The 19,265-nt window shown below is 69.9% G+C and carries 17 protein-coding genes and 1 tRNA gene; 6 read left to right on the plus strand and 12 right to left on the minus strand.

Annotation, left to right across the window (positions count from 1 at the left end):
• Positions 1-44: 44 nt before the first annotated feature.
• The 7 genes from ABD126_RS31700 to queC all read right to left on the minus strand — a co-directional run bounded on the left by ABD126_RS31700 (position 45) and on the right by queC (position 6,043).
• Positions 45-1,127 carry a family 2 encapsulin nanocompartment cargo protein terpene cyclase gene (locus ABD126_RS31700; RefSeq protein WP_343937945.1) on the minus strand — a complete coding sequence of 361 codons (1,083 nt, stop codon included), beginning with the start codon at positions 1,125-1,127 and terminating at the stop codon, positions 45-47.
• A 62-nt stretch (positions 1,128-1,189) separates the two neighbouring features.
• Positions 1,190-2,062 carry a geranyl diphosphate 2-C-methyltransferase gene (locus ABD126_RS31705; protein ID WP_343937947.1) on the minus strand — a complete coding sequence of 291 codons (873 nt, stop codon included), beginning with the start codon at positions 2,060-2,062 and terminating at the stop codon, positions 1,190-1,192.
• Positions 2,063-3,035: 973 nt separating this feature from the next.
• The gene (locus ABD126_RS31710; protein WP_343937949.1) at positions 3,036-3,584 is read right to left on the minus strand and encodes a VUT family protein; all 549 of its coding nucleotides are present in this window, start codon (positions 3,582-3,584) and stop codon (positions 3,036-3,038) included.
• Positions 3,584-4,450: a GTP cyclohydrolase I FolE2 gene (locus tag ABD126_RS31715; RefSeq protein WP_343937951.1), complete on the minus strand. Its 867-nt coding sequence runs from the start codon at positions 4,448-4,450 to the stop codon at positions 3,584-3,586. Before ABD126_RS31715 ends, ABD126_RS31710 begins: the two co-directional genes overlap by 1 nt.
• On the minus strand, positions 4,354-4,710 hold the full coding sequence (gene queD / locus ABD126_RS31720) for a 6-carboxytetrahydropterin synthase QueD (RefSeq protein WP_343937954.1): 357 nt from the start codon (positions 4,708-4,710) through the stop codon (positions 4,354-4,356). Before queD ends, ABD126_RS31715 begins: the two co-directional genes overlap by 97 nt.
• The gene (gene queE / locus ABD126_RS31725) at positions 4,710-5,345 is read right to left on the minus strand and encodes a 7-carboxy-7-deazaguanine synthase (RefSeq protein WP_343937956.1); all 636 of its coding nucleotides are present in this window, start codon (positions 5,343-5,345) and stop codon (positions 4,710-4,712) included. Before queE ends, queD begins: the two co-directional genes overlap by 1 nt.
• Entirely contained in the window at positions 5,342-6,043 is a 702-nt protein-coding gene (gene queC / locus ABD126_RS31730) for a 7-cyano-7-deazaguanine synthase QueC (protein WP_343937958.1), read from the minus strand. The genes queE and queC overlap by 4 nt, the downstream gene beginning before the upstream one ends.
• A 152-nt stretch (positions 6,044-6,195) precedes the next feature.
• Here queC and ABD126_RS31735 point away from each other — a divergent pair, with 152 nt between their 5' ends.
• The 4 genes from ABD126_RS31735 to dbpB (ABD126_RS31750) are packed head-to-tail and all read left to right on the plus strand — an operon-like array spanning position 6,196 to position 10,547.
• Positions 6,196-7,053, plus strand: coding sequence for a hypothetical protein (locus ABD126_RS31735; RefSeq protein ID WP_343937960.1), 858 nt, complete (start codon positions 6,196-6,198; stop codon positions 7,051-7,053).
• Positions 7,050-8,171 carry a DGQHR domain-containing protein DpdB gene (gene dbpB, locus ABD126_RS31740; protein WP_343937962.1) on the plus strand — a complete coding sequence of 374 codons (1,122 nt, stop codon included), beginning with the start codon at positions 7,050-7,052 and terminating at the stop codon, positions 8,169-8,171. The genes ABD126_RS31735 and dbpB (ABD126_RS31740) overlap by 4 nt, the downstream gene beginning before the upstream one ends.
• A complete protein-coding gene (gene dpdA / locus ABD126_RS31745; RefSeq protein WP_343937964.1) occupies positions 8,168-9,391 on the plus strand; it encodes a tRNA-guanine transglycosylase DpdA in 1,224 nt (407 codons plus the stop codon). The genes dbpB (ABD126_RS31740) and dpdA overlap by 4 nt, the downstream gene beginning before the upstream one ends.
• Before the next feature lie 40 nt (positions 9,392-9,431).
• Positions 9,432-10,547 carry a DGQHR domain-containing protein DpdB gene (dbpB, locus tag ABD126_RS31750; protein WP_343937966.1) on the plus strand — a complete coding sequence of 372 codons (1,116 nt, stop codon included), beginning with the start codon at positions 9,432-9,434 and terminating at the stop codon, positions 10,545-10,547.
• 529 nt (positions 10,548-11,076) lie between these two features.
• Here the strand turns inward: dbpB (ABD126_RS31750) and ABD126_RS31755 are convergent.
• Positions 11,077-11,149, minus strand: a tRNA-Ala gene (locus tag ABD126_RS31755).
• A 382-nt stretch (positions 11,150-11,531) separates the two neighbouring features.
• Between ABD126_RS31755 and ABD126_RS31760 the strand changes: the two genes are divergently transcribed.
• Positions 11,532-12,572: a phenylacetate--CoA ligase family protein gene (locus tag ABD126_RS31760; protein ID WP_343938073.1), complete on the plus strand. Its 1,041-nt coding sequence runs from the start codon at positions 11,532-11,534 to the stop codon at positions 12,570-12,572.
• On the opposite strand, the gene ABD126_RS31765 is transcribed toward ABD126_RS31760, so the two are convergent.
• The 4 genes from ABD126_RS31765 to ABD126_RS31780 form a co-directional block, all read right to left on the minus strand.
• Entirely contained in the window at positions 12,553-13,308 is a 756-nt protein-coding gene (locus tag ABD126_RS31765) for a DsbA family protein (RefSeq protein WP_343937968.1), read from the minus strand. The genes ABD126_RS31760 and ABD126_RS31765 overlap by 20 nt on opposite strands.
• 66 nt (positions 13,309-13,374) lie before the next feature.
• A complete protein-coding gene (locus tag ABD126_RS31770; RefSeq protein WP_343937970.1) occupies positions 13,375-14,679 on the minus strand; it encodes an MFS transporter in 1,305 nt (434 codons plus the stop codon).
• A 60-nt stretch (positions 14,680-14,739) separates the two neighbouring features.
• The gene (locus ABD126_RS31775; protein ID WP_343937972.1) at positions 14,740-15,552 is read right to left on the minus strand and encodes a GNAT family N-acetyltransferase; all 813 of its coding nucleotides are present in this window, start codon (positions 15,550-15,552) and stop codon (positions 14,740-14,742) included.
• 24 nt (positions 15,553-15,576) lie between these two features.
• Positions 15,577-16,671 (minus strand): glycosyltransferase, encoded by a 1,095-nt coding sequence (locus ABD126_RS31780; protein ID WP_343937974.1) that lies wholly within the window; start codon positions 16,669-16,671, stop codon positions 15,577-15,579.
• A 27-nt stretch (positions 16,672-16,698) separates the two neighbouring features.
• Here ABD126_RS31780 and hrpB point away from each other — a divergent pair, with 27 nt between their 5' ends.
• Complete coding sequence (gene hrpB / locus ABD126_RS31785) at positions 16,699-19,041, plus strand: ATP-dependent helicase HrpB (RefSeq protein ID WP_343937976.1); 2,343 nt, start codon at positions 16,699-16,701, stop codon at positions 19,039-19,041.
• Positions 19,042-19,265: the final 224 nt, after the last annotated feature.

Consider the following 19,265-nt stretch of genomic DNA (forward strand, 5'->3'; position numbering starts at 1 on the left):
AACACACTGAGAGCGAAGTTAGTGCATAAGTGACCGATGCGTCGCTACCGGTAGCGGGGGTTGGTGTTGTGCCACTCGAAACCGCCGCCCATCCAGGACTTCAAGCCGCGCAGGAACCTCTGGAGCTCCGGCGACGGCAGCGGCAGCAGCGAGCGGTGCAGTTCCTCGAAGTCGCGGACGACCTTGTTGTGCAGGTCCACGACGACCTCGGTGGCCTCCTCGACCGGGATGCCCCGGTCGGCGGCGACCTGGAGGACCATGTTGACCACGGGCTTCTCGTCGGCCGCGTCCTTCTTCACCGACAGCAGGTCGTTGACCAGCACGGACGCCGTGCCGGCCTGGAACGCGGCACGGCGCACGTCCGGCTCGTAGTACAGGTTCGCGGGCACCTCGTAGCCGCCGACGGCGTCGATCAGCGTCATCGACGTGTAGAAGGTGTCGTGCTGGCGGGTGGCCAGGTACTTCCACGCGGGCGGGTACTCGCCGGTGTGCCGCCAGGCCGCGTAGCTGGTCCAGCTCACGAACATGGCGAAGGTCGAGTAGTTCACCCGCTGCACGATCGACGGGGTCCCGTACCGGGTCAGGTGGTCGATGCCGGTGCGCAGCGCGCGCAGCACGACGTCCGAGGCGAGGGTTTCCGCCAGCGGCACGGAGAACTCGCCCGCGTCGGGCAGCGGGTCCATGGCCGCCATCGCGATCGCCAGGCGAGGCGGGAGCTGCGTGGGTTCCGCGCCCATGTCGCTGTCGTCGGCGTACAGGTCGTCGGCGGCCCACCAGGCGGCGTTGAGCTTGGCGGCGATGAGCAGCCGGTCCGGGTCCTCGGTGTCGACGTGGGTCAGCACGGCGAGCCGCCCGAACCCGGCCTTGCGCATGTGGTCGAGGTCGTCGCCCTCGAACCCGACCTCCTCCGCCCACGCGGCGAGGCCGTCCTCGACGACCTCGGTGAGCGCGTCGTCGATCCGCTCGGCGACCGGGACGTACAGCGGCGGCGCGGTCCCGTCGCCCCACGGCCGTTCCAGGTAGCCCGGCTGCGGCGGCTCGACCTTCGTCAGCTCCGCCACGACCCGCGCGGCGGACGTGCCCAGCCCGCTCGGCACGGTCCAGTCCGCGGCAACGGTCTCCGTCATCGTGTTGCGCCCCTTGGGTTCGGGCGCGGGGGCGGGTGCACTCCGCCCCCGCGCCACGGCGGTCAGATGCGGTCGGCGGCGATCAGCAGGTAGTGGAAGCTGCCCTCGCGGTAGGCGGTCAGGAAGGGGTCCTCGATGCCGGTCGCGACCGAGGACTTGGCGCGCAGCTCCCAGTACGGGATGGTGGCGGCGGTCAGGTCCACCACGTTGATCGGCACGAAACCGTTGTCCGCCAACGCCTTGAAGTACTCGCTGCGCGGGTGGATGTTGCAGATGTAGTGCTGGTCGATCTGGCTGACCGCGCGTGACCGGCCGCCGGTGACGTCGTTGTAGCAGCCGGTGATGCACACGTACCGGCCGCCGGGGGCGATCAGCCGCGCGAACTCGCCGTAGAGCTGCTGGAGGTCCACGTACATCGTGGTCTCGTTGGTCCAGATGCCGCGCATCGAGCCGGTCTCGAACCCGGTGTCGAGCATGTTCTTGAAGTGGAACCGGACCTGGTCGGCGACGCCGCGCTTGCGGGCCTGGTCGTTGGCGAACTCGACCTGGGCCTCGGAGATGCTGACGCCGTCGACGCGCGCGCCGAACCGCTGGTTGGCCATGAAGCTGGTGCCGCCGCGGCCGGAGCCGCCGTCCATCATGCGGTCACCCGGCTGCACGACGGAGCCGAAGTGGTCGAGCAGGACGTCGGCCTGCGCGGTCTCCAGCCGGTGCAGCTCGGCGATGATCGCCTGGTCACGCTGACCCGCCGGCGCCTCCAGCACGGCCGGGTCGTAGGCCCCGATGCCGTAGTGGTGGTGGTACAGCCCGTCGACCTCGCCGAGCTTGATGTTGACCGGGTCCTTCTCCTGGTTCCAGTACTCGGCGACCGAGCGCTGGTAGGCGCTGCGCAGCACCGGCTTCACATCGGTGGTCGGGGATTGTGCCGTGGCCATGGTCCGAGGCGCTCCTCACGGGTCGTCGTCTGGCGGTCCCGGGCGCCAGGGCGGCGTCCGGGACCGTTGACGAGCCTGGCAGCGGGCCGCACCACGGGGCCATCCACCGGGCGGGGACGGGACCTGCACCAACGAGTGGTTCGCCGGTCGCCGCCGAATGCGCCGGGTGAGCTATCGGCGCGGCGTTCGGCGGCACACCCCCGGCCACACGGGTGCTGCGGTCAGCGTCCGACCGGCGGCGACAGCGGTGACCGGCGGGTACACCGACTGGCCCGACCCGGTGTCGCCCTGTCGGGCGAACCGTCCAGCCGGTCAGGCTGGCGCCGTGGGCGAAGATGGCGAGCTGGACCCGGTTGGCGACGCCGAGGCGCTGGAGGATCGCGGTCATGCGGCCGGAGGCCGCCGTCCTTCCGCGCCGAAGCCAGCCGGAGGCCTGCCACCAGCGCGTTCACCACCCGCACCTCCACCTCCCCCGCCGTGCGCACGACCCGCACATCGACCTCACTCCCAGGCGCGTGCCGAGCCGCGTTGGTCAGCCCTTCCTGCACCACCCGGTGCACCGCCCGCCCGACCAGGTCCGGCAACTCCTTACCGCCGTCGTCCAGCCGCACCACCATCCCGGCCGCGACCGCCCGCGCGACGAGGTCAGCCACCCCCTCCCCCACCGGCGCCACCGAGGTTCCCCGCAGCAACCCGACCGTCCGCCGCAACCGATCGGTCGCCACCACCGCCGACTCCGACAACCCGGCCGCCGCCCGCCGGTTCTCCTCACTCAGGTCCGGCGCCACTCCAACCCGCCGGCCCGGAACGCGATCAACCGCTGACTCTCTGACCTGAGCGAACAGCGGCGGCGTCGACGAAGATCCAGGCGCCGAACGGAGTGAGCAGGCGATCCGCCGAACCGGTCGGGCAACGACACGCCCGGCGACCCGATCCGTCTGCCGCGACCTCCGATCAGGCGGTCATACCGTGCTCAGCTCGCCCCCATGCGAACTGTCGTACGTCCCAACAGAGCCAGCACGGCAACGGCCGCGACAGTCATCCACGCCTTGCCGATGATCTGACCGGGCAAGTACTCGAACGAGTTGAACGCCAATTTGAGGAAGAGCAGGCTGTCCGCGAGCAGGCCCACGACGTTGGAGCCCACGACGGCGATGATGAGTCCACGCTTGCGCAACGGCTCGTAGACCGCGAAGTCCAGGCACTCGGCCAGCGCGAAGGCCGCCGCGGAAGCGGTCGCGAGTGCTGGGTCCGCCAACAAGTAGGACAACACCGTGCCGATGACGATCGCGACCAGCACCGCGCCTCGGCCCGCGCTCTCCCGGGCCAGGTCGCGGAGCACCAAGGCGAGCCCGGCGAAGTACACCGCAGCGGGCGCGAGGTAGCCGAACCCCACCGGGACGACGCCGAAGCGGCTGACCACGAAGTTCGCCAACGGAATGGTGGCGATGTAGGCGACGAGCAGCACGGCCCCACCGGGCGTGATCTTCCTCAACATGTCCTTGCCTTCGAGGTTCGGCATCAGCCGACGATGAGCGCCACGGCGTCGTGGCTGTGGATGCTCTCGAGGTTGCGCACGTGCACCTGGTGCGCTAGTCCACGAGCCCGGCAGGCCAGTGAGATGCCCCGGGCCATGTCTTCAACGAACACTGGGTGGTCATACGCCTGCATCGTCAACGTCCGCTCGTCCACCCGCTTCACCAGCGGAACGACTGGAGCGGAGCCGCTGCCGCGGATGATTTCGACCGCGTCCACCACGGTCAACGGGTACAGGTCGTCCCCGTCACCGGTGACCGAGAGGGTCACCTTGCTGCGCTGGTTGTGCGCGCCGTAGTCGGAGATGCTCTTCGAGCAGGGGCAAAGGCTGGTCACCTCGGACGTCACGGAGGTCGTGACGCGGCAGCCGCCGTCCTCCCAGGTGCCGGTCACGATGATGTCGTGCACCGTCATCGATTCGAGTTCGCTCGTCGGAGCCGCGGTCACGGTGGCGATCGGCATGCCGAGAGTGACCGCGATCTGCGGCGCGTCCAGGTCGGCGGCTCCCGCCTTCAGCGTCTGCGCCAGGTCACGCGGGTCGAAGACCCGCAGCCGGTCGTGCACGAGCGCGACCATCCTGCTCATGTGCGTGCCGCGGCGATCCGCTTGGAGGCGGACGGTGACCGACACGTCGGCCACGCCGCGCTCGGTGATGACGCCGTCCTCGAACAGCACGGGGTACCGCAACCCGGCGATACCCACCTGGTCGACCTCGACCTCGCGGGGGTCGTACTCCCCCTGGATGTCGTGCACGGTCACCGACCCCGGTAGGTGCACCCGGAGGTGCAGGTTTCGCGAACGGTAACGCTGGACAGCCCGGGCAGTCCAGGCGCCAAACGATCCCAGATCCACACCGCGAGGTTTTCGCTCGTGGGGTTCTCCAACCCGGGTACCTCGTTCAGGTAATGGTGGTCGAGTTGCTCCTCCAGGGGCTTGAAGGCCGCCTTCACGTCACCGAAATCCATCACCCAGCCCGCGGTCGGGTCGACCGGCCCTTCGACATGCACCGTCACGCGGTAGGAGTGACCGTGCAAGCGGGCGCACTTGTGCCCTTCCGGCACCTCGGGGAGGCGGTGCGCCGCTTCGAAGGTGAACTCACGGAAGATCTCCATCAACGAATCCCCAGGTACTTGTGGGTCTGCAAGGACAACGACCAGCGCGGGTTCTTCATGCAGTACTCCACCGCCGCGCGCGTGTGGCTGTCCCGTTCCGCGTCATCGAGGGGTTGGAGCCGGAACGTCTGGAAGTCGAGGTGTTCGAACTGCGCGGGGTCGCCACCAACCTGGGGGTAGACCAGCTTCAACTCGTCGCCCGCGGTCACCACCAACTCCGCTCCGATCTTCGGGCTGACGCAGAGCCAGTCCACGCCGACCGGCGGCACGCGAGTGCCGTTTGTTTCCACGGCAACCTCGAAACCCCGGTCGTGCAGGGCGGCGACCGCGGCATCGTCCAACTGGAGAAGCGGCTCTCCGCCGGTGCACACCACGAACCGGTGGTCCCGCGCCTCCGACGGCCACGAGCGCTCAACCGCTTCCGCAAGTTCATCGGCAGTACCGAACCGTCCACCGCCTGTGCCGTCGGTGCCGACGAAGTCGGTGTCGCAGAACTTGCAGATCGCCCGGTAGCGGTCCTTCTCCAGACCGGTCCAGAGGTTGCAGCGCGAGAAGCGGCAGAACACTGCGGGTCGCCCGGCGTGTGTGCCTTCGCCCTGGAGCGTGTAGAAGATCTCCTTGATCAGGTAGGTCATGCGGTCGTGGTCCGGTACACGACGGGATCGCTGACGCCCGCTTCGGAAAAGCCCTTCAACCGGAGGAGGCAGGTGTCGCAGCGGCCACACGCCCGCCCCCGCTCGTCGGGGTCGTAGCAACTCGACGTGATCGAGTAGTCCACGCCCAACCGGAGCCCTTCCCTGATGATGTCGGCCTTGGACATCTCGATCAGGGGGGAGTGCAGGCGGAGCCGGTTCGTGCCCTCGATCCCCGCACGAGTCGCGAGGTTGGCCATCTCCTCGTAAGCCGCCATGTACTCGGGACGGCAGTCCGGGTAACCGCTGTAGTCGACGGCCGTGACACCGGCGAAGATGTCGGTGGCCCCGCTGACCTCGGCGTAGGCGAGGGCGAACGAGAGGAAGATGGTGTTGCGCGCCGGCACGTAGGTGATCGGCACGTTGTCGGCAGCGACCTCCCCCACGTGGTCGTGCTTGGGAACCTCGATGTCGGAGGTGAGCGCCGAGCCGCCGAAGACCCGGAGGTCGATGTCGACGATCACGTGCCCCGCGGCGCCGAGGCTCTTGGCGACGCGCTCGGCGGCTTCGAGTTCCACGCTGTGCCGTTGGCCGTAGCGGAAACTCAGCGCGTACGGCTCGAAGCCCTGGTCCTTCGCGATTGCGAGCACCGTGGTGGAGTCGAGACCGCCGCTCAGCAGTACGATCGCCGGTTGTGCCATCGACGTATCCCTTCAATTGACGGTTCGCCACCGAAGATCCTAGCCCAGTAACTGGACAGACGAGTAAACCGCACTGCGGTCGAGTTAGCTCTCGAGGGAGCCCGCGAGGCGTGAGACAACTATCCGTGGTTGTGACCTGCACGGACCGTAAGATGTTCGATCCGTTGCCCGCCCTCCGCGCTGGTTCCCTTCCCGACGGCGCGGTCGCCGATCGACTGGAAGCGTGGGGTGAGCGCCTGCGCGCCGCTGAAGAGCGAGTTCCGCTCATCAAGCTGTACAAGGGCGAACAGTGGGTGCAGGCTGCCGCTGTGCTCCGGGCAGCCGAGAACGCCGGGTTCGAACCCGATCTGTGGGTGGCTTCAGCCGGACTCGGCCTCCAACCGGCGAAGAAGAGATTCCCCGCGTACGCGGCGACGTTCAGTCCCGGCAGCCCGGACACGGTCGCGGCCGCCCCTGTCGATCGACGACGGTGGTGGAAAGGGCTCCGGAAGCACGTGCGCGGGTCGCGCGTCGAAGCGCTGGGTCGCGACCGGCCGGTCCTGCTCATCCTCTCCGAGGTCTACGGGAGCGTGCTCAAGCCCGAACTCGGGGAGCTGGGCGCGAACGGCCACGGGGTGCTCCTCATCGGAGGTTCGGCCGACGACGGTGCGATCGATGGTGTGCACCACGTCCCGGCGAACGGTGCTCTGCGCAAAGCTCTGGGAGGTACCCTCACGGGGCTGAACGCGCGGATGGCCGCCACCTGGCTCGCCCAGTGCGAGAACGGGGACCTGATGTCCCCACGCACGAGCGGCTCCTGGGAACGTTGGGCGAAACGGTCGGCGCAACCGGAACGGTTCAACCGCACGCCGATGACCGACGCGGACGTCAAGGAGTACATCCGCACGTCGGTGGCCGAGCAACCCGACGTCTCCCGAACGAGGTTGCACCGGCAGCTTCGGGAGAGCGGCAGGGCGTGTGAGCAGGGGAGGTTCGCCAACCTCTACGCCGAAACGATGGGAGAGCGGTGAACCTCAAGCGCCGGGCCTTGAAGGTCCACCAGCACCCGACCATCCCGCTCTACATCTTCACCCTCGCCGCCGAGGAGGTCGCGCAGATCGCCGATGTGGCGCGCATCTCCAGGGACGAGGCCGGTCGCCTGCTTGGCTACCAGCGTCCGGAGAAGAAGCAACACGTGCAGCAGATCCTGGAGTACCTCGACAGCGACGAGGTACTGTTCCCCAACGGGTTGATCATGGCCCTGCCGAACTCGGTGCGCTTCCGCTCCAGCCCGGGACCGAGCGCCTCTGACGGCCTCGCCACCAGCGGAACGCTCGAGATCCCGATGGCGCAGCACGAAGACGAACCGCGACCCGCGTGGATCGTCGACGGTCAGCAGCGCAGCCTGGCCCTGGCGCGCACAAAGAAGAACCGACTCCCGGTCACCGTGGCGGGGTTCGTGGCGGAGGACATCGCCACCCAGCGCGACCAGTTTCTCCGGGTCAACACTGTTTCCCCGCTGCCGGCGAACCTCGTGTCTGAACTGCTGCCCGAAGTGGGCACCCCGCTGCCGGCGAAGTTGTCGGCGAGGAAACTGCCCTCAGCCCTGGTCACCATGCTGAACCAGGACAGCGACTCACCGTTCCGCGGTCTGATCAAGCGTCCGTCGACCAGCCCCGAGCACCGGGGTACGGCGGTCGTGACGGACAACAGCCTGGCTTCCGCCGTGGAAGAGTCGCTCAACTCGTCAGCCGGTGTGCTGTTCCTCTACCGCAACCTGTCCAACAGCACGATCGACACCGCCGCCATCCGCAAGATCCTGATCTCCTATTGGACCGCCGTCCAGCAGACCTTCCCCGACGCGTGGGGACTCCCGCCGACGAAAAGCAGGCTGATGCACGGCGTCGGGATCAGGGCGATGGGCCGGCTCATGGACAAGATCGTCCCGAACGTCAACATCGAGGCTTCGGACGTCGTCGACCAGATGCGTCGGGAGTTGGCACACGTGGCGGACCAGTGCCACTGGACCAAGGGCCGTTGGAGCGATCTGAACATCGCGTGGAACGAACTCCAGAACACACCGCGGCACATCAGCGTGCTGTCGAACTTCATCATCCGCGTGTACGTCAGGTCGAGGAACGCGTCGTGAAATTCTACTTCCCGGACAGCCAGGACCTGGTGAGTCCCACTTACGACTTCATCAACGACGAGTACCTGCCCACGCGGGTCCGTCAACGCGACGACGTCTACGCGCACGAAGTGGCGAAGCCCTCGCCGTACGACGGCATCCTCGTCAGCAAGGCGATCGTGGACGGCTCGATGAAGGGTTCGGGCAAGTACGCCGCACCTCAACGAGCCCGGCTCTACCGCCTCGGTGTCCGCGAGTTCTTCAGGTTGCCTGCCAAGATGTCGAGCCTCGGTGACTGCGGCGCTTTCAACTACGTCGATGAGGAGCACCCTCCTTACACCGTCGACGAAGTGCTCGACTTCTACGAGGAGTGCGAGTTCGACGCAGGTGTGAGCATCGACCACGTCATCTTCGGCTACATGCCCGGTGCGGGTGAGTCCGACGTGGATACCGCCTGGGTGAAGCGGCGGCACATCTCACTGGAGTTGGCCGAGAAGTTCTACGCCGCGGTGCAGGAACGTGACAGTCCGGTCGAGCCGGTTGGTGCGGCACAGGGCTGGAGCCCCGCCAGCTACGCGGACAGCGTGGCGCGCTTGCAAAACATCGGTTACCGGCGAATCGCTCTCGGTGGCATGGTGCCCTTGAAGACCCATGAAATTCTTGCCTGCCTCGAGGAGATCGCCCCGCTCCTGTTGCCCGACACCCAACTCCACCTGCTCGGCATCACCCGGGTGGACAGCATGGAGCGCTTTGCGGAGCACGGTGTGACGAGCTTCGACAGCACGTCCGCGTTCCGACAGGCCTTCATGGACGACCGGAACAACTACCACACGGCGGACGGCGCTTACACCGCGGTGCGCGTGCCCCAGGTCGACGGAAACCCGGCGCTGAAGAGGGCCATCCTGTCCGGGGCGATCTCCCAACGGGACGCCATCGCCGCCGAACGGGCTTGCCTGGCTGCTTTGCGCGGTTACGACAAGGGCACCGTCGAACTGGACGAGGTCATGACCGCCCTGGCGACCTACGAGGAACTCGTCATCGGCAGCACGCCCACCAAGAAGAGCTACCTCACCCACTACCGCAGGACACTGGAGGCCCGCCCCTGGAAGTCCTGCCCGTGCGCGCTGTGCAAGGAGCACGGCATCGAGATCGCGATCTTCCGCGGCACAGAGCGCAACAAACGGCGTGGGTTCCACAACCTGACCGTGCTGGAGGCGAAAATGCGCACACTGGCCACCTGAGCGGCTCCCGACGAGATGGTCCCCTGAACTAGGAGAGAAAGTGGCTGATAGGTACACCCTGCGACTCCCTGCCCTGGAGGTCCGGCAGGGGCGTCGGCGGATCTACTGCTTCGCCGTCGACGGGAAGAAGCTGCACAGCTTCGCAGCGGTGTCGCGCATCCGCCGTGACGACGGCGAGCAGCTGCACGGCTACCAGCGTCCGGAAGTGCTCAGCCACATCCGCGGCATCCGCAAGTACCTCGAGTCCGACGGCGCGATGCTGCCCAACGCGATCGTCATCGCCTTCAACGACCGGGTCGAGTTCGTCCCGTCGCTCATGGTCCCGAGCGACACCGTCGAGTACTCGGTGCCGGGCGAACTGGTCATCGAGGTGGACGAAAGCCTCTCTGAGGCAGAGAAGCCCGCTTGGCTGGTCGACGGCCAGCAGCGCACCGCGGCGATCCGCGACGCGGACCTCGCGGAGTTCCCCGTGGCGGTGGTCGGGTTCATGGCGGATTCAGAGGAGGAGCAACGCTCGCAGTTCATCCTGGTCAACTCCACGAAGGCGCTGCCCAAGGGGTTGATCCACGAACTGCTCCCCGACACGACCGGTCACCTTCCCGACTCGTACGTGCGACGTCGGTTGCCGGCGCAGTTGATGACCCGGTTGAACGGCAGCAAGCGCAGCCCGTTCTACCGCATCATCGCGTCGCCGACCGCTCCCAACGGCTACATCAAGGACAACAGCGTCCTGAAGATGGTCGAGCACAGCCTGTTCGAAGGCGCTCTCTACCAGTACCGCAACCCCGTCGACGGCTCCGGCGACGTCGAGCGGATGTTGACGCACCTGATCGGCTTCTGGTCGGTCGTGCGCGATGTGTTCCCCGAGGAGTGGAGCAAGCCTCCACGCAACTCGCGTCTGACGCACGGCGTCGGCATCCAATCGCTCGGCTTCGTCATGGACACCCTTACCGAAGGCGTGCCCGCCGAGGGCGTCAAGTCCTCAGAGCTGCGGGCAGCACTGGAAAGCCTGCGTCCCCACGTGGCCTGGACGTCCGGTACGTGGAAGTTCTCCGACGGCGAGGACCGACGTTGGAACAACCTCCAGAACACCCCCAACGACGTTCGCCAACTGACGTCGCACCTTTTGAAGCTGCTGCGCAAGCGCAAGCGGTGACCTGACGACGCTGCTCCTCCCGTGTGCGGCGAAGCTTCATCGGGAGGAGCGGCGAGTCCGCCGACCTCGTAGCGAACGGCCAGGTCAAGCCGAAGACCTCTCTCCGGTGCCGGCGACGATCAACGCCAGATAAGCCGTAGAAGACCTGGCCTCCACGCGCGTGCCACGCTGCGGTCGTCGCCTCGTCGGGAACCCGACCCGGCCGGGTCGTACAAGGCTTGGAACGCTCAACCCAGGTGCCGACGTCCGCAGCGAGGTCGCTGGGCACTCCGGATCGCTCGCCAACCGTTCGGTCGAGCAGTTCGCCGGCACAGGCTCTCTGTCCTCGACCACCCACAGCGGGTCCGTGCCCCGCACAGGTTCCAGCCGCACCGACATCACTTCGGCCATCGCCCCACACCCTGTCGTCCGGATCCGTGTCACGGGCGGCCGGTGAGCTTGACCGTCGATCACTGCCAGCAGAAGAGGAAGGGGCGGAGTCCGGCTTACCGGAACCCGCCCCGAATGGAGTTCTTGCATTCAATTCTTGTGGAGCTGAGGGGACTCGAACCCCTGACCCTCACACTGCCAGTGTGATGCGCTACCAGCTGCGCCACAGCCCCGTGTTGCTCACGTTCGCGGCGGTTTGAGGCCTGCCGTTCTCGTGTGGCAATACCGTACAACATGTGCCCTCCTGGATGGAAATCGGGGGTACCCCTGGCGCGTTTTGGCTGCTAAACCGGGGTGCATGGGTGCTGTGGCGTTGGTGGAGCCGGACGCTGAGGGTGTGCGGCCGGAGGTTCGGCGTGGGGTGCAGGAGCGGCGGTTGCGGGGGCTTGTCGGGCGGTTGTTGCGGGCTGGTGGGTGCAAGGGGCTCGGTTGCGGGACGTTGGGGTGGGGGGTGTGGGGGATGTCTCGTTGGATGAGCTTTGGCGGTTGCCCTTTGTGACCAAGCAGGATCTTTGGGATCACTACCCGGACGGGTTGAGGGCTGACGAGCCGATTGTGTGCATTCATGGATCGTCCGGGACCGGTGGGCGGCCGACCCTGGTGCCTTACTCCGCGCACGACGTGGATGTGTGGGCCTCGGTGATGGCTCGGGCGTTGGGGGGCGCCGGAGCTACGCGAGGCAGTCTTGTTCACAACGCCTATGGGTACGGGTTGTTCACCGGCGGGCTTGGGGTGCATCACGGGGCGATGCGGCTTGGGGCCACTGTGTTGCCGTTGTCCGGTGGGATGACCGAGCGGCAGGTGCGGATGGTCGCCGACTTGCGGCCGGATGTGTTGTGTTGCACGCCCTCCTACGCGATCCACCTCGGGGAGGCGTTGCGGCGGAGCGGGGTGCAAGCCTCGTTCACGGTCGGGGTGTTCGGGGCGGAGCCTTGGACTGAGGGGATGCGGGGGCAGATCGAGGAGTTGCTCGGGATCAGGGCGCTCGACATCTACGGGTTGAGCGAGATCATCGGGCCCGGGGTGGCGTGTGAGTCCCTTGATTCAGAAGGGATGTTGAACGTCGCCGAGGACCACTTCCTCGTCGAGGCCATCGACGGGGAAGGGCGGCCGGTGCCGGACGGCACGCCGGGCGAGCTGGTGTTCACCACGCTGACCAAGACCGGGATGCCGTTGCTGCGCTACCGGACCGGTGACATCGCCACTCTCGCGCCGCCGGTCCCGGACAGCCCGCGCACGCTGCGTCGGATGAGCAAGGTGTTGGGACGCCGGGACGACATGCTCGTCATCCGCGGTGTCAACGTGTTCCCCACCGAGATCGAGGCCGTGCTGCTGGCCGACGAACGGGTCAGCCCGCACTACCTCATCGTCGAGGATCGCCGTGCCCGGCCCGAACTCTGGGTCGTCGTGGAGGCGGACGAGGAGGTGCGGGAGGACCTGACCAAGGCGCTCAGGCAACGGCTTGGGCTCACGTGCCGAGTGGTGGCGACGCGGGAAGGCACGGTGCCGCGCACGGAGACGGGCAAGGCCCGGCGGCTCGTCCGCTGGACGGAAGGTGAGCCGCCGGTCCCCGGTCTCACCCCACCAGCTTCTTGATCCAGTTCTCGTCGCCCACGTCCACGCCCTGGCCGTTGTGCGCCACGCTCGGCGTGCCCTTGAAGAACGGCTGCGCGCGGGCCGCGTCCAACTCCGCCTGGGCGTCCTTCTCGAACGCGCCGCCGTCGACGCACGGCTTGAACTTGTCCGCGGCCAGCCCCAGGTCGGTCCCGATCTTCACCAACTCCTCCTTGGTGTAGCCGGGGCCGCCCTCCTCGGGCTGCGCCGCGAACAGGGCCTCGTGGAACTCCCAGAACTTGCCCTGGTCGGCCGCGCACAGCGACGCGTTGGCCGAGTCGCGCGAGTAGCCCTCCGGCTTGGACAGGCGCACCAGGAACGGCAGCGCGTGGTAGCGCACCCGCAGGGTGCCCGCCTCGATCGCCTGCTTGATCTCGGCGCCGTAGATCTTCTTGAACTGCCCGCACGCCGGGCACAGGTAGTCCTCGTACACGTCGATGGTGGCCTTCGCGGTGTCCTTGCCCACCACGACGACGCCGCCTTCGCGCGCGATCGGCGCGTTGACGCCCGCCACGTCGGTGGGTGGCTTCAGGGAGTCGGAGGAGGACTTGGAGGTCCAGATCACCCCGCCGATGACCGCCACCGCGAGCACCACGACCACCACGACGCCGATGACGACCTTGTTCCGGTCGCCGCTCGACCCGCGGGCCGAGGCCACCGCCTTGGCCGCCCGCTGCTCCTGCTTCTTCTTCCGAGCGTTGCGCTCAGCGCCACCCACGTCACTACCCTCCCGGTCAACCGCGCCATGCAGGCTACCGAGACATGCTGAGTGGAACCTGAGTGCTCACGCGTCCGGTTGACGCGGCCGGCCCGCCAGGCGCTCGCCGGTGGGCACCTCGGGACCCTCGTCGATGCGCCCGCACTCACTGGCCACGACCTCCGCGACGTGCTCGGACGGCTCGCGCGGCAGGGTCTCCGGCGCGAACAGCCAGAAGACCAGCGCCACGATCATGGTCGCCCCGGTCAGGGTGAACGCCGCGCTGTAGGACACGTGGTCGACCAGGAGACCGGCCAGCAGCGGGCCGATGATCGCGCCGCAGTCGCCGACCATCTGGAACGCGGCCAGCACCGGCCCGCCCTTGGCCTTCGCGCCGATGACGTCCGCCACCACCGCGTTCTGCGGCGGGTTGAGCAGGCCCGCGCCGACGCCGGACAACAGGGACGCGGCCATGAACATCGGCACGTCCGTGGTGAACCCGAGCCAGATCGTGCCCGCGGCGGACACCGCCAGGCCGACGATCGCGACCGGCTTGCGCCCGATGCTGTCCGACAGCTTCCCGGACACCATGAGCACGGCCGCGTTGCCGGCGGCGAACACCGACAGGGAGATGCCCGCCACCGCCGGGCTGCCGTACAGCGCCTCCACCACGAACAGCGGCACCAGCGAGATCCGCACGCCGAACACCGCCCAGGCGTTGGCGAACCCGGACGCGAGCGTCGCGCGGTAGGCCGGCGAGCCGAGGGCCTGGCCGACGGTCATCGTGGCCTGCGGCGCGGAGTCGAGCGCGGCCAGCGTGGACCGGCGCAGGAACCACCACACGACCAGCGCCGCGAGGATCAGCGCGACCGCGTAGACCACGAACGGGACGCGGATGGAGATCTCCGCCAGGCCCGCGCCGACGATCGGCCCGGCGATGTTGCCCAGCAGGAACCCGGTCGCCCACAGCCCGGACGCGCGCCCGCGCAGCGGGGCCGGCGTGATGCGGATGAGCAGGCCGACGGCGGCCACGGTGAACATGGTCGAGCCGACGCCCGCGAAGGACCGGAACACCAGCAGCTGCCAGTACGCGGTGGCGAAGCCGCAGGCGGCCGTGCCGAGGGCCACGATGAGGATGCCCCACACGTAGATCTTCGTCTCGCCGAACCGGGTCACCAGCCGGCCGCTCAGCGGCGCGAACAGCAGCCGGACCAGGGCGAACGCGCTGACGATCGCGGAGACCGCGGTGGTGCCGACGTCGAAGCCCTTGGCGTAGGCGGGCAGGACGGGCGCGACGATGCCGAAGCCGATCGCGATGATGAAGCTCGCCGCGACGAGCACCCACACCTCGCTGGGCAGCCGGGGCTTGGACTTGATCTCGATCCCCGGCACTGGGCACCCTCCCGATCTCCGTTAGCTGTGCTAAGGATATGCGAAGGGTCAAACAAATACTCAATCCAACAATTCGTCGACTCTGCGTGCATAGGCGGTTACGGGATAGCCACCGCCGAACCCGCACGCCTCCGCGAACCGCTCCCCCGCGCCGCCCTCCGCCACGTGCGCGGCGACCAGCAACGCACCCAGCTCGCGCAACGCCGCCACGGACGCGCCGACCAGCGCGGACCCGACGCCGCGCCGCCGCCGCGCGGGCCGCACCACGACGTGCTCGACCAGCCCGACCCCGCGGTCGGCGAACCCGCTCGCGAACCCGGCCAGCCGGTCGCCGTCGTCCACCGCGAGGAACACGCACCGCGGGTCGTCCTGGCGCTGCGCGAGGTGCTTGGCCAGCCGCACGGGTTCCGCGCCCAGGTCGTCGGCGAGCAGCGCGGCCATGCCGTCGAGGTCCGCGTCGACGGCCCGCCGCACCGAGGGCGCGAAGTCCGCCGGCCCCCGGTGCACGACCGCCAGCGCCTCCTCGACCGCGTACCAGCCGGCGTCGTCGGCGATGCCCTCGATCTCGGCGACCGTGGTCGGCGACGCGTACACGACCGCCTCCGCCCGACCCACGTCCGCAAACGTTTGCTCCAGGCGCATCAACGTGCCCGCGACCTCGGCGGACGACCCGTCCAGCGCGCACGCGTGGTTGCCCAGCGGCAGCGGGTTGTCCGGGTTGACCACGACCTGCGCGCAGCCCACGCGGCCGACCCGGCCGTACCGGACGGCGCCGGACGCGAGCCGCGCCGCCTCCACCAGACCGGCCAGCTCGCGGGCGCGGTACGGGTCGAGCAGTTCGGGGTCGTCGGGATCTCTCAGCGGGTCGACCACGATCTCCAGCCTGGCACGGACCGGTCAGTCGCGTACGTCTCGGCCCTTCCAGGTCGCGCCGCCGCGCAGCGACCGCCACGCCGCGTCCAGCGCCAACACACCCAGCGCGACCGCCCCGAAGGGCGCGAGAACGGCCGCCGACCGGGGCTGGCCGACGCGCCGGAAGTACGCCCAGTGCGCCAACGCCTGCGCCAGCCACGCCACCGCGCCGGGCTTCGAGCCGCGCGACGTCGTGACGATCGGCGCCACCCCGTACGCGATGTGCGCCACGCCCATCGCGCCGAGCACCAGGAACGCCGTGGCGGGTCCCCGCTCGGCCACGCCGGCGGCGAGGCTCTTGCGCATCGACCGGTAGGTGGCCCCGAAGGTCGCCAGCCCGGACGTGGTCAGGGTGCCGCCACCGTCCACGTACCGCGTCCGCCCGCCGGCGTCGCGCACGAGCGTGGCGAAGTCGATGTCCTCGCTGCGCGACCCGGCCACGGCCCGCCACCCGCCGGCCCGTTCGCACGCCTCGCGCCGGACCAGGACGCAGTGGCCGATGGCCAGCGCCTTGCCGCGCGTGCCGTCCACCGAGGCGGACTCGAACAGCAGCGCGTTCACCGGCGGGAGCAGCAGCCACCAGCCCGCGTTCGCGGTGGTGGACCGGCCGGCCGTGGACACCAGGTCCACGCCGGCGGTCGTGGCCGCCGCGACCAGCCGGCCCACGAGGTCGGGGGTGGCCTCGGTGTCCGCGTCCACGAACAACAGCCAGTCGGACCGGGCGTCGGCGGTGCCCACGTGCAGCGCGTGCACCTTGCCCGCCCACCCGGACGGCGGCCCGGCGCTGCGCACCAGCTCCACGCGCGGGTCGTCCTCGGCGTGCCGGCGCACGATGTCGGCGGTGCCGTCGGTGGACGCGTCGTCCACCACCACGATCCGCAGGTCGCCGTAGTCCTGCTTGCGCAACCCGGTGAGGCACCGGTCGATGGTCGCCGCCTCGTCGCGCGCGGGCACGACCACGGTGACCGAGCCGTCCTCGACGGCCTCGCGCGGCAACTCCCGCACCTGCCGCCACGTGCTGATCGTCCGCACCGCGCGGGCCAGGGTCACCGTCGCGCCGAGGACACCCCATTTCGACATGGGCCCACATTGGCACACTGGCACACCGTGGAGCTGCCGATCACCGGGGTTTTGGACGAGCTGGTGCGCACTTTGGACGCGCACGGCACCGCGGTGCTGGTCGCGCCACCGGGCACGGGCAAGACGACCCTGGTGCCGCTCGCGCTCAAGGGACGCGTGGTCGTCGCCGAACCCCGCCGCATCGCCGCCCGCGCCGCCGCCGCCCGGATGGCGAGCCTGCTCGGCGAACCCGTCGGCCGGACCGTGGGCTACTCGGTGCGCGGCGACCGCAAGACCTCCCGCGACACGCGGATCGAGGTGGTGACGTCGGGGTTGCTGGTGCGGCGGTTGCAGCACGACCCCGAGCTGGCCGGCGTGGACACCGTGCTGCTGGACGAGTGCCACGAGCGGCACCTGGACGCGGACCTGCTGCTGGCGCTGCTGCTCGACGCGCGGGCCGGGCTGCGGCCGGACCTGAAGCTGCTCGCGACGTCGGCGACGGTGGCGGCGGACCGGTTGGCCGGGCTGCTCGGGGACGCGCCCGTGCTCCGCGTGACGGCCGCGACCCACCCGGTGGAGACGGCGTACGTGCCGCCGCTGCGGGGTGAGCGCGTCGAAGCGTGCGTGGCGCGGGCGGTCCGGCGTGCACTGTCTGAAGTGGACGGTGACGTGCTGGCGTTCCTGCCGGGTGTGGCGGAGATCCGGCGGTGCGCGGCGTTGTTGGACGGCGTGAACGTGGTCCCGCTGCACGGCCGGCTCGGGTCGGCGGTGCAGGACGCGGCGCTGCGGCCCGGCGCGCGGCGGCGGGTGGTGCTGGCGACGGCGATCGCGGAGTCGAGCCTGACCGTGCCGGGCGTGCGGGCGGTGGTGGACTCGGGGCTGTCGCGCGTGCCGCGGGTGGACCACCGGCGGGGCCTGGCGGGGTTGGCGACCGTGCGGGTGAGCGCGGCCGTGGCCGACCAGCGCGCGGGCCGGGCGGGGCGCGAGGCCGCGGGCCGGGTCTACCGGTGCTGGCCGGAGCACGAGCACAGCACGCTGCCGCGGTACCCGGAGCCGGAGATCCGCACCGCCGACCTGACCCGGTTGGCGCTGGAACTGGCGTGCTGGGGCGTGCCGTCCGGCGAGGGTCTGGCCTGGTGGGACGCCCCGCCGCCGGGCGCCCTGGACGCCGGCCGCGCGGTCCTGCGCGCCCTGGGGGCCCTCGAACCGCCGCCCGCCGACCGGATCACCGAGCGGGGTCGGCGGATGGCGGACCTGGGCCTGCACCCCCGGCTGACCCGCGCCCTGCTCGACGGCGCGGCCCTGGTCGGCGCGCGGACAGCGGCCGAGGTGGTGGCCGTGCTGGACGACGACCGCACCGCCGCGAGCGTCGAACTGTCCACCCGCGACGCCGACCCGCGCGAAGCCCGCCGCCTCGCCGCCCGGGTCGAGGGCGTGCGATCCGACCACCGGCCACCGTCGACCGCACACGACGCGACCGCGCTGGTGGTCGCGCTCGCCTACCCGGAGCGGTTGGCGCGCAGGCGGTCCCCCGGTTCGCCGGTCTACCTGATGGCGGGCGGGACCGCGGCGGAACTGCCGGAAGGCACGTTGAGCGGTGCGGAGTGGCTCGCCGTGGCGGTCGCCGACCGGGAGCCGGGGCGCAGCCACGGGCGGATCCGGCTCGCCGCGCGGGCGTCCGAGGAGCTGGCCCGCCGCGCCGCGCCGACGCTGCTGGTCGAGGAGGACGACGTCCGCTGGGACGGTGACGTCGTCGCCGAACGGGTCACGAGGCTGGGCGCGATCACGTTGTCCGGCAAGCCCTTGAACGACCCGGAGGCCACCCGCAGGGCACTCCTCGCGGGCCTGCGCGCGGAAGGGCTGGGGCTGCTGCGCTGGTCCGCCGACGCGACCCGGACCCGGGAGCGGTTGGCGTTCCTGCACCGCGTCCTGGGCGAGCCGTGGCCGGACCCGACCGACGACGCCGTGCTCGCCGTGCTGGACCTGGGCGCCGCCCGCCGCCGCGCGGACCTGGCGAAGATCGACGCGGAGCACGCGGTCCGGGCGTTGCTGCCGTGGCCGGCGGCGGCGCGGTTCGACGAACTGGCGCCGGACCGGCTCGAAGTCCCGTCCGGGTCGAGGATCCGGGTGGACTACTCGGGTCCCGAGCCGGTGCTGCCGGTCAAGGTGCAGGAGGTGTTCGGCTGGACCGACACCCCGCGGCTGGCGGACGGCCGGGCCCCGGTCGTGCTGCACCTGCTGTCCCCGGCGGGCCGGCCCACGGCGGTGACCGGCGACCTGGCGTCGTTCTGGCGCACCGGCTACCCCCGGGTCCGTTCCGAGCTGCGGGGCCGCTACCCCAAGCACCGCTGGCCCGAGGACCCCTTCACCGCCACTCCCGCCCGCCGCTGACTCCTTGACGCCGACCGGGCGGACGGCCTGGCCCGGCGGCTCGCCGCGGTCGTCGAGGGTGACGACCACCAGGCGGCGGTGCACGCGCTCGGCGCGTCCCTGGGCGGCATGGTCGCCCAACACCACCGTCGAGCGGTACGACGACACGCACGCCGTGCTGGCGACGAACCACCGGCTCGTCGCGACCCTTGTGAAGAAGTTTCTCGTTAGCCGCTAACCTCGGG

Origin of the sequence: Saccharothrix mutabilis subsp. mutabilis (genome assembly GCF_039521145.1) — a bacterium.
Taxonomy (GTDB): domain Bacteria; phylum Actinomycetota; class Actinomycetes; order Mycobacteriales; family Pseudonocardiaceae; genus Actinosynnema; species Actinosynnema mutabilis.

Coding starts and splice junctions, on each gene's coding strand:
- ABD126_RS31700 (WP_343937945.1), bottom strand. CDS start 1,127: ATGACGGAGACCGTTGCCGCGGACTGGACCGTGCCGAGCGGGCTGGGC.
- ABD126_RS31705 (WP_343937947.1), bottom strand. CDS start 2,062: ATGGCCACGGCACAATCCCCGACCACCGATGTGAAGCCGGTGCTGCGC.
- ABD126_RS31710 (WP_343937949.1), bottom strand. CDS start 3,584: ATGCCGAACCTCGAAGGCAAGGACATGTTGAGGAAGATCACGCCCGGT.
- queD (WP_343937954.1), bottom strand. CDS start 4,710: ATGGAGATCTTCCGTGAGTTCACCTTCGAAGCGGCGCACCGCCTCCCC.
- queE (WP_343937956.1), bottom strand. CDS start 5,345: ATGACCTACCTGATCAAGGAGATCTTCTACACGCTCCAGGGCGAAGGC.
- queC (WP_343937958.1), bottom strand. CDS start 6,043: ATGGCACAACCGGCGATCGTACTGCTGAGCGGCGGTCTCGACTCCACC.
- ABD126_RS31735 (WP_343937960.1), top strand. CDS start 6,196: ATGTTCGATCCGTTGCCCGCCCTCCGCGCTGGTTCCCTTCCCGACGGC.
- ABD126_RS31780 (WP_343937974.1), bottom strand. CDS start 16,671: ATGTCGAAATGGGGTGTCCTCGGCGCGACGGTGACCCTGGCCCGCGCG.